General features: G+C 64.1%; 12 protein-coding genes. 3 read left to right on the top strand and 9 right to left on the bottom strand.

What is annotated here, in order from left to right:
- Positions 1–23: 23 nt before the first annotated feature.
- On the bottom strand, positions 24–566 hold the full coding sequence (locus ACM6IP_RS15575) for a DUF3455 domain-containing protein (protein ID WP_095169884.1): 543 nt from the start codon (positions 564–566) through the stop codon (positions 24–26).
- Between the two features lie 397 nt (positions 567–963).
- On the opposite strand from ACM6IP_RS15575, the gene ACM6IP_RS15570 reads away from it, so the two are divergent.
- On the top strand, positions 964–3120 hold the full coding sequence (locus ACM6IP_RS15570) for an LTA synthase family protein (RefSeq protein WP_413787319.1): 2157 nt from the start codon (positions 964–966) through the stop codon (positions 3118–3120).
- 29 nt (positions 3121–3149) lie between these two features.
- Here ACM6IP_RS15570 and ACM6IP_RS15565 read toward each other — a convergent pair whose 3' ends face one another.
- The 6 genes from ACM6IP_RS15565 to ACM6IP_RS15540 all read right to left on the bottom strand — a co-directional run bounded on the left by ACM6IP_RS15565 (position 3150) and on the right by ACM6IP_RS15540 (position 10204).
- The gene (locus ACM6IP_RS15565; protein ID WP_414861816.1) at positions 3150–4079 is read right to left on the bottom strand and encodes a Dyp-type peroxidase; all 930 of its coding nucleotides are present in this window, start codon (positions 4077–4079) and stop codon (positions 3150–3152) included.
- Positions 4080–4182: 103 nt separating this feature from the next.
- Positions 4183–4629 carry an NUDIX hydrolase gene (locus ACM6IP_RS15560; protein WP_414861815.1) on the bottom strand — a complete coding sequence of 149 codons (447 nt, stop codon included), beginning with the start codon at positions 4627–4629 and terminating at the stop codon, positions 4183–4185.
- Positions 4630–5094: 465 nt separating this feature from the next.
- Entirely contained in the window at positions 5095–7518 is a 2424-nt protein-coding gene (locus ACM6IP_RS15555; RefSeq protein WP_414861814.1) for a TonB-dependent siderophore receptor, read from the bottom strand.
- 97 nt (positions 7519–7615) lie between these two features.
- A complete protein-coding gene (locus ACM6IP_RS15550; protein ID WP_414861813.1) occupies positions 7616–8584 on the bottom strand; it encodes a FecR domain-containing protein in 969 nt (322 codons plus the stop codon).
- Positions 8581–9093: a sigma-70 family RNA polymerase sigma factor gene (locus ACM6IP_RS15545; RefSeq protein WP_095169889.1), complete on the bottom strand. Its 513-nt coding sequence runs from the start codon at positions 9091–9093 to the stop codon at positions 8581–8583. The genes ACM6IP_RS15550 and ACM6IP_RS15545 overlap by 4 nt, the downstream gene beginning before the upstream one ends.
- Before the next feature lie 211 nt (positions 9094–9304).
- Positions 9305–10204 carry a bile acid:sodium symporter family protein gene (locus ACM6IP_RS15540; RefSeq protein WP_095169890.1) on the bottom strand — a complete coding sequence of 300 codons (900 nt, stop codon included), beginning with the start codon at positions 10202–10204 and terminating at the stop codon, positions 9305–9307.
- Positions 10205–10407: 203 nt separating this feature from the next.
- On the opposite strand from ACM6IP_RS15540, the gene ACM6IP_RS15535 reads away from it, so the two are divergent.
- On the top strand, positions 10408–11853 hold the full coding sequence (locus ACM6IP_RS15535) for a SulP family inorganic anion transporter (protein ID WP_414861812.1): 1446 nt from the start codon (positions 10408–10410) through the stop codon (positions 11851–11853).
- 121 nt (positions 11854–11974) lie between these two features.
- Positions 11975–12967 carry an NAD-dependent epimerase/dehydratase family protein gene (locus tag ACM6IP_RS15530; RefSeq protein ID WP_414861811.1) on the top strand — a complete coding sequence of 331 codons (993 nt, stop codon included), beginning with the start codon at positions 11975–11977 and terminating at the stop codon, positions 12965–12967.
- Here ACM6IP_RS15530 and ACM6IP_RS15525 read toward each other — a convergent pair.
- Positions 12937–13335 carry a GFA family protein gene (locus ACM6IP_RS15525; protein ID WP_414861810.1) on the bottom strand — a complete coding sequence of 133 codons (399 nt, stop codon included), beginning with the start codon at positions 13333–13335 and terminating at the stop codon, positions 12937–12939. The genes ACM6IP_RS15530 and ACM6IP_RS15525 overlap by 31 nt on opposite strands.
- A gap of 32 nt (positions 13336–13367) precedes the next feature.
- A complete protein-coding gene (chrA, locus tag ACM6IP_RS15520) occupies positions 13368–14573 on the bottom strand; it encodes a chromate efflux transporter (protein WP_414861809.1) in 1206 nt (401 codons plus the stop codon).
- Positions 14574–14631 lie beyond the last annotated feature (58 nt).

Genomic DNA, 14631 nt, shown 5'->3' with positions numbered 1-14631 from the left:
GCGGGTGTTTTTACCCCGCGCTGTTAGTTGGCCGCCCAGAACAGGTAGTCGGCCTGATAGCTCACGACCTCACGCTGCCCCTTGTTGGCGGCGGTGCAGGCGAGGCTGGGCGCGACACCGCCGCGAGTGGCCACGCGCTGGATGTAGCTGACGCCGGTCATGGCACCTTTGCCTTGTGCCGGGTTGGCCTTGACCAGTTGATAGGGCAGGTTGCCGCTGGACGAGGGCGCGACCGCCAGTTGGGTACCGGTGATGGTCGAACCATCCTTGGCCTGCCAGGTGGCAGGCGGGCCAAAGTAGCTGCCCAGCATTTGCCCATCACGACCATTGAGCGTGGCTTTGGGGCCGACAAAAAACCACTCGGTCTGGCCGGGCGCGTTGGCTTTGTCGCGGCACTCGTAGGTGATTTCGCCAACCCCCACGCTTTCCAGCACCAACTTGTGTCCCGACGGCACTTTGATCGGGTCCGGCAGATTCGTTTGCGCGTGGGCGAGCGACAGCGCGCTCATCAGGCAAGTCGCGGATAACGCAGTACCGAGGTGGCAGAGCAATTGTCTGGTGTTCATTGAGGTCTCTCCAGCAGGTTGAACAGCTCGGCAGCGCAGGGGCTGCTACCTGTACTACCCGCCAGGAAGGGTTTTGGATGCAGGCGCCGGAAAAAATAAATGACCGCCTGATTAAACAGCCTGAAACAACTTGTTGCAGGCCTTCAGGACGCCGTTTCGTCGAGGCGGTGCAACGCTCTGGCCCCGGGTTTATGCCCCATATCGCGGGGCCACGGCGCGGTAGCCGCCGTCCTACGTTTGTTTAATCGCGGCGCCGACGGGGAATATCACGGCACATCCTGTGCATCCCTTGGTACCATCGGGCATATCTATATGAAGATTTAATGTCTGGAAGCATATTTTTGTGAACATCATTCGTCACTGGTTGCAGCACCCGCGCGCGCGCCTGATTGCCCTGATGGGCCTGGTCCTGGTGGCGCCCCTGTGCCTGCGAGCGGCCATGGGCTGGTCGGACCCGTTGGGTTATCTGTCGGACCTGGGCATCGGCAGCCTGCTGGTGCTGCTGTTGCATCGCCGTCCCTGGTGGTTGGCGCTGCCGGTGTTGCTGGTCTGGGGCCTGTTTACCGTGGCGACGGCCGAGTTGGTCAGCGCAGTCGGCCGCTTGCCCAATGCGGCCGACCTTAACTACCTGATCGATCCGCAGTTTCTCGATAAATCCACCAGCGGCAGTTTTGCCCAGCCGTGGCTGGCCGCCAGCCTGATGTCGGGGCTGTTGGTTTGGCTGCTCTGCCAATGGGCAGGTCGCGGCCAACCCGCGACGCGCCTGCCGCGCAGCGCCTGGGCCGCCCCGGCGTTGCTGCTGGTCGCGCACTGGGGTGCCCAGTACCTGCACCCGACGGAGGCCGATCAATGGCAGCTGTTCAACCTGCCGCACCAGCTGCTGGCAGCCGGCGTCGGCGAGGTGCAGATGCGCGCCGAAGAATGGCTGGAAGGGGATGTGGTCGATGTGCCGCCGCAGATGGCCGGCCTCACTCAATTGGACCTGGACGGGCAGCAACTGCTGGGTGCGCCGGGTCGTGCGCGCAATGTGCTGATCATCACCCTTGAGGGCATACCCGGGGCGTATGTCGGGGTCAATCGCCAGGCCTTGCACAGCAGCTATCAGGAAAACCTGATGCCCAACCTCAGCCGCTGGGCCGAGCGCGGCATGAACACCCCGGACTATGTGCTGCACAGTCACCAGACCATCCGTGGCCTGTACGCGATGCTGTGCGGTGACTACGACAAGCTCGACAACGGCACGCCCAAGGGCGTGGAGATGCTCACCCAGACCGAACGCAACCAGGCCTGCCTGCCGGCCCAACTGCGCCAGCACGGCTTCGCCACCCATTACCTGCAGGGTGCCGGCCTGCGCTTCATGGCCAAGGACAAGATCATGCCGCACATCGGCTTTGATGCGACCCATGGCCTGGAGTGGTTCAGCAACAGCAACTACCTGGAATTCCCCTGGGGCAAGGACGACAAGGCCTTCTTCGAAGGCGCGCTGGATTACGTCGGTCAACTGAAAAAACAGAAACAGCCGTGGATGCTGACCCTGCTGACTGTGGGCACGCACCAGCCGTACTCGGCACCGGACGAGTACCTGCAACGCTATGACACGGCCAAACAGGCCGCCGTCGGTTACCTGGACGACGCCCTTGGGCAATTCCTCGATGGCCTGGAACGCCAGGGCATTCTTAAGGACACCCTGGTGGTGATCACTTCCGACGAATCCCACGGCATCGATGGCGTGCGCCTGGCCTCGTCCTGGGGCTTCAACCTGACACTGGCCCCCGAGCAGGAACAACTGCCCCGGGTCAAGCAAGGGGTCTATGGGCACGTCGACCTGAGCACCTCGATCCTCGACTATTTCTCCTTGCCGGTGCCCCCGAGCCTGAGTGGCCGCTCGTTGTTTCGCGACTATGCCAGCGGCCGTGAAATCATGTCCTACACCAACGGCAAGCTGCGTTATCACGACGGCCAGGGCACCCTCACCGAGTGCGATTTCCAGCAGCGCTGCCGCTATTACAACAGCGCGGGGTTCATTGCCGACCGCGCGACCTTCGCCGGCCAGTACGGCGGCCTGCGGGCCCGTCAGATCAGCGCCCGCGCCGAGGCCCTGGACCGCACACTGCTGCGCACCCCGCTGAACCAGCGCTACCAGTTCGGCAGCCCGGCGATCATCCCGCTGCAGGCACAGATCAAGGACGACTGGGCCGATAACCTGATCGGCGCGCAGTACCTGGAAATGCCCAAGGGCTCCCAGACCCGCGTGCGCCTGACGGTGCGCTCGGTGGACCCGCAAGAGAAGGTCTACATCCTGCTCAAGGCCAAGGAGCTGGAACAGGACGTGCCGCTGGGCCTGCCGCAAGAAATGCTGGTGACCGGCGATCAACCGTTGGAAATGAACTTCAGCTTCGACAACCCCGAGTCACGCAAGGCCTTTTCCTTCCATCTGCTGGGGTACGGGGTGGGCGCGGTCGAGGTCAGTGATTTCACGGTGATCACCGAAGATCCGGGGCAACCGGAATCGTTGGACGATATTCCGGACGAGGCAATTGTGCATTCGAGCTGAAGCCTGCAGCTCGCTGCGGATTTGTTTGCCTAACGCTCCGCCAGTTCTTCCAGCAGGTCCGCCGAGGGCACGAAGAACAGGCCGCCGGTGACCGCCGTGCTGAAGTCCAGCAAGCGGTCATGATTGCCGGCTGGCCGGCCGACGAACATGTTTTCCAGCATCAGTTCGATCGGTTCCGGAGAGCGTGCATAGCCGATGAAGTAGGTGCCGAACTCGCCTGCGCCGGGGCGGCCGAACGGCATGTTGTCACGCAGGATTTTCACTTCCTGGCCGTCCTTGGTGATGGTGGTCAGGGCGCTGTGTGAGGAGGTCGGCTTGACTGCGTCATCGAGTTCGATATCGGCCAGCTTGGTGCGGCCGATCACGCGTTCCTGGGCTTCGGTGGATAGCTCGTTCCACGCCGCCATGTTGTGCAGGTACTTCTGCACCAGCACATAGCTGCCGCCGGCAAAGGCCGGGTCCTCGTTGCCGACCAGGGTGAAATCCACGGCCTTGCGGCCTTCCGGGTTCTCGGTGCCGTCGACAAAACCGATGATGCTGCGCATGTCGAAATAGCGGAAACCCTGGACCTCATCCACCACCGTGATCGCGTCCGTCAGCGGGGCGAGCAACTGGGTGGCCAGTTCGAAGCACAGGTCCATCTGTTCGGCGCGAATGTGCAGCAGGATATCGCCCGGCGTTGCCAGGGCGCGACGTTGCGGCGGGCCGAATTCGCGAAACGGGTGCAGGGACGCCGGGCGTGGATCGCCGAACAGGGTGTCCCAGGCTGTGGAGCCAAACGCGCAGACACACGACAACTTACCGTCAGGTACGCGCTTGCCCACTGAACGGGTCAGGCCGGCAATGTCACCGCACCAGGCCCGCACCTTGGCCGCTGCCTCGGCACCGGGTGCCAGGGTGGCAACCATGAAAATCGCACTGCGGGTGATGGGGCTGCAGACGGCTTGGGGATCAGGCATCTCGTTCGACATGGGCAGGTGTGTTGTCCTTGGCGTGTGCCACTGGCAGTGCCAGCGGAGGGGAAATCGCAGGGTAGCAGATGGCACGGGGGCTGCAATCAGGTCAGTCGAGCAGGCCGGCGTTCTTCAGCAGCGGGTAGAGGCCTTCGGGTACCAGGGGCGACGTGGCGGTGAAAGCCGAGCTGTCTTGCCAGGTGACCTGAAAGGCCATGCCGTCGCTTTCGTGACCGTCGAGGTGGGGCATCTGGTACAGGTGCTGATCGCGAAATTGTCCATCGTAGACCTGGACGATTTCATGCCCCGGGATGTTGTTGTACGTGAACAGGCTTTCCAGCGTGCCGACCAGGCGCAGGTTGTCGATCGCCAGGTCGAGCTCTTCCTGGACTTCACGCTCGATCGCCTGGGCACTGGTTTCACCGAACTCGATACCACCGCCGACTGGCCGGAACAGGCTCTGTCCGGTGACGGGGTCGACGAAGCGATGGACCAGGATTTTTCCCTGGTGATGGAACACACAAAGCGCGAGCGCGCGGATACGGGGCGTTGTCATGAGCTGAAGTCCTTTTGCAGGTGATGCGCGAGATAGCACCAGGTCCCAGGGCATGATAACGCGGCGACCGGGCTTGAAACCATGGGCCAATAGCGTGAGTCCGGGTATGCGTGGCGTTCTCCAGACCATCGCGAGCAAGCCGTATACGGAACCTGTGGGCACCTAATATCACTGTAGGAGCGGGTGCCCGCTTGCGGCTTGCTCGCGATGGTCGTCAACGATGACGCGCCGAGCCTGATTCACCGCGGTGCTCTTGCGTCCATCGCGAGCAGGCTCGCTCCCACAGTGGTTTTGTGGTGCCCGCAGATTTTGCATATACCCATCAAACCTGTGGGAGCGAGCCTGCTCGCGATGGTCGTCAACGATGACGCGCAAAGCCTGATTCACCGCGGCGCTCTTGCGTCCTTCGCGAGCAAGCTCGTTGCCGGCACCGCTGCCTGGTCCGTCAAGCGTGGTGCGTCATGCTCAGTACTGGGCGCGCAGGGTCAGCGTGAGGTTGCGCGGGTCGCCGTAGAAGTTGGTGCCCCAGGATGCATCCACTCGGTCGTAGTACTTGCGATCGAACAGGTTGTTGGCGGTCAGGGTCGTCGACAGGTTGTCGTTGATCTTGTAGCCGACCTGCGCCGTGGTGATGCCATAGCCGCTCTGTTCGAAACGCACTTCACGCTGGAAGTACGTCTTGCTGACGACTCGTACACCACCACCGACGTTGAAATCCTTGAGCGGGCCGTCGGTGAACTGGTACTTGGTCCACAAATTGAAGTTGTGCTTGGGGGTGATGGTGCTGAAGGTCTTGCCTTCGTTGCCGTCATCGGCCTCCAGGGTCTTGGTGGTGGTGAAGGCGTAGCCGGTGACCAGGCTCCAGTTGTCGCTCAGGTTGCCGCTCAACTCGGTTTCCCAACCCTGGCTGCGGGCTTTGCCCTGGGCCTCGTAGGCCGCTGTGAGGTTGTCGTATTCGGCGCGGTTTTCGTCATAGATGCGGAACACTGCCACGCTGGCATTCAGGCGCCCGTCGTAGAACTCGCGCTTGAGGCCCACTTCATACTGCTTGCCCTTGCGTGGGCCGATGGGCGAGCTGTCGCTGCCGATCTCGCTTTGCGGCTTGAACACCCCGGTGTAGCTGGCGTAGGCCGACAGCTCGGGAGTCAGCTTGGCGATGAGCGCACCGTAGGGCACCACCTTGCGGTTGATGCTGGTGTGGGCGCTGCTGAAATTGTTGAAAAAGGCGTTGGCGTTTTGCGCGTCGCTTTCGTACCAGCTCACGCGGCTGCCGCCGACCACGTCGAGCCAGTCGCTGACGTTGAGCTTGGCGCGGGTATAAAAGCCGTACTGATCGGATTTGGACCAGTTGCCGTTGTTGCGCTCGTAATCCTGCTTGGGGATGTCGATGCTGCCCGGATCGAATACGTTGATCGGGAAGTAGTCGCCGCCGCCGTAGGTGAAGTCCTTGTCCAGGTGTTGGTACTCGCCCCCCACGGTGAACTCATGGCTGCGCTCGAACGCTTCGAACGGGGTGGTGACGAAGCTGTCCACGCCAATGGTCTTGATGTGGGTGTAGTAGTTGTAGGCCACGGCCCAGCTGTCGCCGGTGGCCGGGTCGACGGCGCCATCGGCCCAGGTGAAGTTGCGCTTGGGGGTTTCGGCGTCACGGTAGGTCAGGGTGGTCTTGAACTGGCCGCCGTTGTCCAGGGCGTGGTCGACTTCGGCGAAGCTCTCCCAGACTTTTTCGTTCAGTTCGTTCCACTTGGCGTCGACGAAGGTCGAGCGTGGGACGTCGAGCAAGCGCCCGTCGGCGTAGGCCGGCAAACCGAATGCCGGGGTGGAGTGGTTCTGCTGATAGGCACCGCCAACCGACAGGGTAGTGGACGGGTCGAGGTCGAACTCCAGGCGGCCATAGACCATCGGCCGTTCGTTCTGGGCATAGTCGACGAAGGACTGGTTGTTCTCGTAGGCAGTGATGAAACGGCCGCGCACGCTGCCCTGTTCATTCAGCGGGCCGGTGACGTCCACCGAGGAACGGTAGTGATCATAGGAGCCAGCGCCCAGTTCGCCACCCAGGGCAAACTGGCCCAGGGCGCGCTTGCGCACCACGTTGATGGTGCCGCCGGGCTCACCGGCCCCCTGGTACAGGCCCGATGGGCCACGCAGCACCTCGACTCGGTCGTACATCGCCAGGTCGAAGCTGGTGGCCATGTCGCCCTGGCCGGTGGGTTGGGAGACTCCGTCGACCTGCACCTGGTCGACGAGGAAGCCGCGCATGTACACGTCGTTGAGGCTGGAACCTGAGTTGTAGGTCTTGATGGTGGCCCCGGTGACCTGGCGCATGGCGTCTTGCAGGCTGTTCATGTTCTGGTCGTCCATGCGCTGGCGCGTGACCACCGACACTGACTGCGGGATGTCCTTGAGCTTGATGTTGCCCTTGCCGATGCTGACTTCACTGGTGGTGTAGGAGTGGGTGTCTTCGGTGGTGACGCCCAGGCCCTGGCCGGTAATCGCGGTCGGCGCCAGTTGCAGGGCATCACCGTTCGCCGAGCGCACCAGGGTGAAGCTGGCATCGGCGCGCTGCTGCAGGTCCAGGCCGCTGCCGTGCAACAGGTGGCTGAGGGCTTCCAGTGGTGAGTAGTTGCCGTTCAGGCCGGGGCTTTGCAGGCCATCGGTGAGACTGGGGTCGAACGACAGGGCGATGTGACTGGCGGCGGCGAAGCGCGACAAGGTCTGCCCCAGGGTGCCGGCGGGAATCTGGTAGCTGCGCGCCTGGGTGTTGGCCAATGGCTGTGGCTCGGCAGCCCAGGCCTGGGCGCAGGTGCCACTGAGCAGCAGACTGAACAGCGCATGGCAGGCCGTGCGGCGAAACGGCGGGGTGGATCCTTGGGGGCGGACGACGGACATTGAGAGGTGATCCTGTGGGCAAGGGAGAAGGTGGATTCTTCCCTTGCCAGCCGAGCGCGAAAAAAGTGCCAGGGCTGGGTGAAAATATTTTCCGCGGCTACGCCTGGGCAATCGTCACCCAGTAACCGCCCAGGCGTGAGGTCACCCGCACCGGGTAGGTTTGGCTCAGCATACTCAGGGCGCGACGGCTGTCGTCCAGGGGGAACGCGCCGGAGATCCGCACCTGGGCCACGGCCGGATCGCAGCGCAGCACTCCAGGGCGATAGCGCGCCAGTTCGGCGGCGAAGTCGCCCAGGCGCATGCGGTCGGCTACCAGCATGCCTTGGGTCCAGGCGGTGCGAGAGCTGTCGGTGGCGCGCATGGCACCGATCGCCGAGGCCGAGAATGCGGTCTGTTGACCGGCCAGCACGATGGTCGGGGTTGCCTGGGGCTGTTGGTTCAGCTCGATTCGAACCCGCCCGTCGAGCACGGCCAGGCGCGTGATGCCGGTTTCTTCGCGCACGTTGAAGAGCGTGCCCAAAGCTTCCAGGCGACCCTGCTCGGTGCTGACCCGCAACGGTCGGGCAGGCACCTGGAGATCGGGTGCGGTCTGCACCAGGATTTCACCTTTGCGAACCCGGATCAGGCGCTGCAGCGGGTCGAAATTCACATCGATCGAAGTATCGGTATTGAGGGTCACCCGGGTGCCGTCGGCGAGGGTCAGGTGCCGACGTTCGCCAATCGGCGAGTGGTAGTCGGCGCTCCAGCCCTGGCGTTGGTCCAGTTGCCAGCCCAGCCAGGAAGCCGGCGCCAGCGCCAACAGTGCGGCCAGGCGCGCGAGCTGTGTCCGGCGCTGGGGATTGGCCGGGCGGTCGAGCGCCGACAGGGCCAGGTCCGCGGGTAGGCCGCCGAGGGTGCCGAGCAGGGCTTCGGCGCGCCGCCACGCCCGCTCGCACTCGACGTTGCTGGTGCGCCATTGCTGCCATTGCGCGAGTTCCTGGGCGCTGAGGTTGCCTTCCCCCAGGCGCATCAGCCATTCGGCGGCCTGTTCCAGGACAGCCGGGTTAATGCTTGTCGGGCTGCTCATTCGGGCATCAACGTCAGGCATTGCAGGAACGCCTGTTTGATGTAGCGCTTGACCGTGGTCAGCGACACGTCGAGTTGTTGGGCAATGTCTTCGTACTTCACGGCGCTGATCTGGGCGAGCAGGAAGGCGCGCTTCACCAGCGGCGGCAAGGTGTTGAGCAGGGCATCGACCTCATGCAGGGTTTCCAGGATCAGGTAGCGCAGTTCGGGGGAGGGCGCCTGGGACTCCGGCAGTTGGGCCAGTGCCGAAAGGTAGGCGCGTTCCAGTGCCTGGCGTTGGTACCAGTTGATCAGGATGCCCTTGGCTACGCAGGTCAGGTAGGCCCTGGGTTCGACCAGGTCTGGCACTGACTTGGCGGCCAGGATGCGGATGAAGGTGTCGTGCATCAGGTCTGCGGCCTCTACCCGGTTTCCCAGTTTTCGCTGCAGCCAGGCGTAAAGCCAGCCTTGATGGCCCACGTATAGGGCTTCGACGTGCTGCTGGTGAGTGGCGGTTGGAGAGTCGCTCATCGCGTTGGTGTTTTTTGTTAGTGAGAATTATTAGCAATAGTAACGGGGCGGGAATGTCTACGGCAAGAGCGGTGCGATGGTGGGTGAGTGGTACGGGCGGGCGAGGCGGCCTACCGGCCGGCCTGCTTTCCCGCACTGGAATATCTCTGTGGGAGAGGGCCGGGCGGCGCTCCGTTTGCCCGCGATGGCGGTCTCGCCGCGTTTCGCTGACTCACCCAGCCAACTCCCGCTCCTCCAACGCCAACTGCTTGCCGTGCACGCGGTTGACCCACCAGCCGAATCCTGCGGCGGTGAAGAACATGATGAAGCTGTAGATGGCGGCCGGGATGGCCATGGTGGAGTTGTTCAGCAGGCTCGGGCTGAGTGCCAGGGCGATGGCCAGGGTGCCGTTGTGGATGCCGATTTCCATGCCGATGGCCACCGCCTGGCGCTGGGGTAGGCGGAGCAGGCGGGGGACGCCGTAGCCGATGGCCAGGCTGAGCAGGTTGAACAGCAGGGCGGCCAGGCCCACGACCGGCGCGTAGTCGACCACGGTCTGCCAGTCCTTGATGAAGGCGATGGTCACCGTGCCCACGAGGAATAGGGCGGAGACGATTTTCATCGGTTTTTCCATGCGGTTGGCAAAGCGTGGCCAGTAGCGCCGCACCAGCATGCCCAGGCCGACCGGCAACAGGACAATCGCGAACACCTGCAGCACCTTGGCAAATTGCAGGGGGATGGCCTGGTCGGCGGACATGAAATACAGCAGCGACAGGTTCACCAGCAACGGCATGCTGAGGATCGCGATCATCGAGTTGACCGCCGTCAGCGTCACGTTCAACGCCACGTCGCCGTGGGCCAGGTGGCTGTAGAGGTTGGCGGTGGTGCCGCCGGGGGAGGCGGCCAGCAGCATCAGGCCGACGGCCAGTGCCGGCTCCAGGCGAAAACCCTGGACGATCAGGAAGCACAGGAACGGCAACACCAACAACTGGCAGACCAGGCCGATCAGCACAGGCTTGGGGTATTTCACCACGCGGGTGAAGTCGGCCAGGGTCAGTGACAACCCCAGGCCCAGCATGATGATGCCCAGGGCAATGGGCAGGAACGCGGTCAACAGGGGTGTGGCGGTCATGGGCGGTCGGCTCGAGGGTAAGGAGGCTCACCAAGGTGTAGCACGCAGTCTGGAAATGAACAGGTCGCCAGTTGTTACAAAATCCCCATTGACGGCTGGGCCCCGCCACGACTGGTTCGCCCGCCGGCAATTGCGTAACATTCAGCGCCTTTTCCCGCAATCCTCCACGGCCGGCTGACCCGGTCGCCATTTTCAGGTAAGCCATGAAACCTCAACGTCTGCGCGCCGATGTCCTGGCCGGACTCACCACGTCTTTCGCCCTGTTGCCCGAGTGCATCGCCTTCGCCCTGGTGGCCCACCTCAATCCGTTGATGGGGCTCTACGGCGCCTTCATCATTTGCACCCTGACCGCGCTGTTCGGCGGCCGCCCGGGCATGGTCTCCGGTGCGGCCGGTTCGATGGCGGTGGTGATTGTCGCGCTGGTGGTCCAGCACGGCGTGCAGTACTTGCTCGCCACCGTGCTGCTGGGCGGGCTGATCATGCTTGCGTTCGGCCTGTTGCGCCTGGGCAAGCTGGTGCGCATGGTGCCGCATTCGGTGATGCTGGGGTTCGTCAACGGCCTGGCGATTATCATTGCCCTGGCGCAACTGGAGCACTTCAAGAGCGGGGAAACCTGGCTCAGCGGGACGCCGCTGTACCTGATGCTTGGCCTCGTGGCCGCGACCATGGCGATTGTCTACCTGATGCCACGCCTGACCCGGGCGGTGCCGCCGGCCCTGGTGGCGATTCTCGGTGTCGGTGCGGCGGTCTACCTGCTGGGCCTGCCGACCCGTACCCTGGGGGACATGGCGCACATTGCCGGCGGCTTGCCGGTGTTGGCATTCCCCGACTTGCCCTGGACCCTCGAGACCCTGCGCATCATTGCTCCCTACGCGGTGTTGATGGCGCTGGTGGGGCTGCTGGAAACCCTGCTGACCCTGAACCTGACCGATGAGATCACCGAGAGCCGTGGTTACCCGGACCGTGAGTGTGTGGCGCTGGGCGCGGCCAATATGGTGTCTGGGGTGTTCGGGGGCATGGGCGGCTGCGCGATGATTGGCCAGACCGTGATCAACCTCAGCTCCGGTGGGCGCGGACGGCTCAGCGGCGTGGTGGCCGGGGTGATGATCCTGCTGTTCGTGCTGTTCCTGTCACCGCTGATCGAGCGCATTCCCCTGGCGGCCCTGGTCGGGGTGATGTTCGTGGTCTCGCAGCAGACCTTCGCCTGGGCTTCCCTGCGGGTGCTGAACAAGGTGCCGCTGAACGATGTATTGGTGATTGTCGCGGTGACCCTGGTCACGGTTTTCACTGACCTGGCCACTGCGGTGTTGTGCGGGATTATCATTGCCGCGCTCAACTTTGCCTGGCAGCAAGCTCGCCAGCTGTATGCTGACAGCCATCTGGAACCCGACGGCAGCAAACTCTACCGGGTGCATGGCACGCTGTTCTTCGCCTCGACCACGCCGTTTCTCAACCAGTTCGACAGTGCCGGCGACCCACCCCAGGTGACTCTCGACTGCCGGCACCTGAGCTTCGTCGACTACTCGGCCATCGCCGCCCTGGACACCTTGCGCGAGCGCTACGCCAAGGCCGGCAAGCACCTGCGCGTGCTGCACCTGTCCGAGCGCTGCAAGAAACTGCTCAAGCGCGCCCGAGTGGCTCACGACTGAGAGGCAGGCTCGGGTCGTAGCGTTCGTTCTCGATCGCGTTGATGGTGTCCCCGGTGTCCTTGACTCTCCCCTCCGGGGCAGAGTCTATGCTGACCGCCACAACAGGGAGCAACGAGGCGCTATGAGTCAGTCATGTCTGGTCACCGGGGCCAATGGGCACCTGGGCAATACCCTGGTCCGGGCCTTGCTTGGGCAGGGCTATCGGGTCCGGGCCGGGGTTCGCGATATCGACAACCGCGCGGCGTTCCAGGGCCTGGATTGCGAACTGGTGTACGTCGAACTGCTCGACGAAGAGACGTTGTTCCAGGCGCTACAGGGCGTCGAGGTGTTGTTCCAGGTGGCGGCGGTGTTCAAGCACTGGGCCCGCGATCCCCAGGCCGAGATTGTCCAGCCGAATGTCGAGGGCACTCGCCGGGTCTTGCACGCAGCGAAGCGCGCCGGGGTCAAGCGGGTGGTCTACGTCAGCTCCGTGGCGGCTATCGGTCACAACGGGCAGGCGCTGGATGAGCAGCAGTGGAACGTCGAGCCGGACAACGCCTACTACCGCTCGAAGATCCTCGCCGAGCAAGTTGCCTGGGACACGGCGCGAGCCCTGGACCTGTGGATGGTCGCGGTCTTGCCTTCGGCCATGATCGGCCCGAACGCGACGCGCCTGACCGACACCATGGGGTTCATTGAGTCGGTCAGGCAGCGCAAACTGCCGCTGGACCCGGGCTTTCATTTCAATTTTGTCGATGTGCGGGACGTGGCCGCGGGCATGATCCTGGCCGCGCAGAAGGGCCAGCCTGGGCAGCGTTATATTCTGGCCAACGAACATTGCTCGTCCCTGGCGCAGATCATCGACGCGGCCAACGCGGTCGCTCCGGGCTATCGGCTGCCCGCGCCGGCGCCGCGCTGGCTGTTGCTGGCGCTGGCGTGGATCGAGGAGGCGCGGGCGCGGCTGACCGGGCGGCCGGCGCAGCTGTTGCAAAGTCAGGTGCGGATGTTCCATCAAGTGCGCCAGCAATACTGCATCGACAAGGCCAGGCAGCAACTGGGTTATGCCCCGCGCACGCCCGAGGCCGCGCTGCAATCAGCCTTCAGCTACCTGGGTAACCGCGCGTCGTCGAGCTGATACCAGCAGGCCTTCGCCTCGAGGCAACTGTGGCTTTGCTTGGTGGGTTGGAACGGGGTGTCCAGGGTCGCGACGGCAATCGAGATCCAGTCCGGGAACGCGCCCCGGGCGTTCGACCAGAACAGCGATGAACCGCAGTGTCCGCAGAACTGGCGGGTGACCCCGGGGGAGGATTCGTAGGCCTTGAGCAGCGACGCCTCGGCCGTGATCGCCAGCGCCGACTTGGGCGCACTGGCATAGGTGGCGAATGCCGCGCCATGGGCTTTCTGGCATTTGCGGCAATGGCAATGGGTGAAGGCCTTGAGTGGGCTGCTGAGCTGGTAGCTGACGGCGCCGCACAGGCAACTGCCGCGGTGTGACTGATCCATGTCCCGAGGTTCCTGCATAGTCGTCGAATGGCTCACAGGATGACATCCAGGCCCCAGCCCGCCAAGCCGCACCCCAGCACCACCTTCCACGGCGCGACCTTGGCGAACATCAGCGCCAGCAGTGCCACCAGGGCCAGGACAAAGTCTGCCGGGGTGAGGATGGCGCTGGTCCAGACTGGCTGATACAGCGCTGCCAGCAGCAGGCCGACCACCGCGGCGTTGATCCCGAGCATTGCCGCCTGCATGCGCAGGTTGCGCCGCAGCCGCTCCCAGAACGGCAGTGCGCCGACCACCAGCAGGAACGACGGCGCGAAGATCGCCAGCAGTCCCAGCAGGCCACCGAGCCAACCCGACTGTGGGCCCTGCATCGACGCACCGAGAAAGGCCGCGAAGGTGAACAGCGGCCCAGGTACCGCCTGCGTCGCGCCATAGCCGGCAAGGAAGGTCTGATTGCTGACCCAGCCGTTGGGCACCACTTCGGCCTGCAGCAACGGCAGCATCACGTGGCCGCCGCCGAACACCAGCGAGCCGGTGCGGTAGAAGGCATCGAGCATGCTCAGGGTCGGGCTCGCCAGCAGTTGGGCGAGGATCGGCAGGCCCACCAGCAGCACCGCAAACAGCACCAGCCAAAACAGCCCGGCGCGCGGGCTGACGGTGATCGGCAACGGCTCGTGCTCGAGGGTGGGTGCCGGCTTGAACAGCAACAGCCCGACAATCCCGGCCGTGGCAATCACCCCGACCTGGGCCCAGGCAGTTGGCAGCATCAGCACCAGGCACGTGGTAGCGGCCATCAGCAGGATGCGCGGGAGGTCCGGGCACAACAAACGCGCCATGCCCCAGACCGCCTGGGCGACTACCGCCACCGCCAGCACTTTCAAGCCATGCACAATGCCGCCGGGCAACACGTCGCCGTAGTCGTGCAGGCCGAGGGCGAACAGGATCAACACCAGGGCCGAGGGCAGGGTGAAACCGCACCAGGCGGCAAGCGCGCCACGGTAGCCGGCCCGTGACAGGCCCAGGGCGATGCCGACCTGGCTGCTGGCCGGGCCGGGCAGGAATTGGCAGAGCGTGACCAGCTCGGCGTAGCTGCGCTCACTCAACCAGCGCCGACGCACCACGAACTCCTGGCGAAAGTAGCCCAGATGGGCAATCGGGCCGCCGAAGGAAGTCAGACCCAGGCGCAGGAACACCCAGAACACCTGCCAGGGACTGCGGTCTGCGTTCAGGGATGGGGGCATTCAGGGCTCTGCGCAAAAGACGGGGACAGGCGCCGAGCATAACAATGCCCGGTTGCGC

This window comes from Pseudomonas sp. IT-P176, from assembly GCF_949767245.1.
GTDB lineage: Bacteria > Pseudomonadota > Gammaproteobacteria > Pseudomonadales > Pseudomonadaceae > Aquipseudomonas.
This window is presented reverse-complemented; position numbering and strand designations above follow the sequence as displayed.

Bases quoted from the DNA above. Each gene is read 5' to 3' on its own strand.
- ACM6IP_RS15575 (WP_095169884.1), bottom strand. From the start codon at position 566: ATGAACACCAGACAATTGCTCTGCCACCTCGGTACTGCGTTATCCGCG.
- ACM6IP_RS15570 (WP_413787319.1), top strand. From the start codon at position 964: ATGGGCCTGGTCCTGGTGGCGCCCCTGTGCCTGCGAGCGGCCATGGGC.
- ACM6IP_RS15565 (WP_414861816.1), bottom strand. From the start codon at position 4,079: ATGCCTGATCCCCAAGCCGTCTGCAGCCCCATCACCCGCAGTGCGATT.
- ACM6IP_RS15560 (WP_414861815.1), bottom strand. From the start codon at position 4,629: ATGACAACGCCCCGTATCCGCGCGCTCGCGCTTTGTGTGTTCCATCAC.
- ACM6IP_RS15555 (WP_414861814.1), bottom strand. From the start codon at position 7,518: ATGTCCGTCGTCCGCCCCCAAGGATCCACCCCGCCGTTTCGCCGCACG.
- ACM6IP_RS15550 (WP_414861813.1), bottom strand. From the start codon at position 8,584: ATGAGCAGCCCGACAAGCATTAACCCGGCTGTCCTGGAACAGGCCGCC.
- ACM6IP_RS15545 (WP_095169889.1), bottom strand. From the start codon at position 9,093: ATGAGCGACTCTCCAACCGCCACTCACCAGCAGCACGTCGAAGCCCTA.
- ACM6IP_RS15540 (WP_095169890.1), bottom strand. From the start codon at position 10,204: ATGACCGCCACACCCCTGTTGACCGCGTTCCTGCCCATTGCCCTGGGC.
- ACM6IP_RS15535 (WP_414861812.1), top strand. From the start codon at position 10,408: ATGAAACCTCAACGTCTGCGCGCCGATGTCCTGGCCGGACTCACCACG.
- ACM6IP_RS15530 (WP_414861811.1), top strand. From the start codon at position 11,975: ATGAGTCAGTCATGTCTGGTCACCGGGGCCAATGGGCACCTGGGCAAT.
- ACM6IP_RS15525 (WP_414861810.1), bottom strand. From the start codon at position 13,335: ATGGATCAGTCACACCGCGGCAGTTGCCTGTGCGGCGCCGTCAGCTAC.
- chrA (WP_414861809.1), bottom strand. From the start codon at position 14,573: ATGCCCCCATCCCTGAACGCAGACCGCAGTCCCTGGCAGGTGTTCTGG.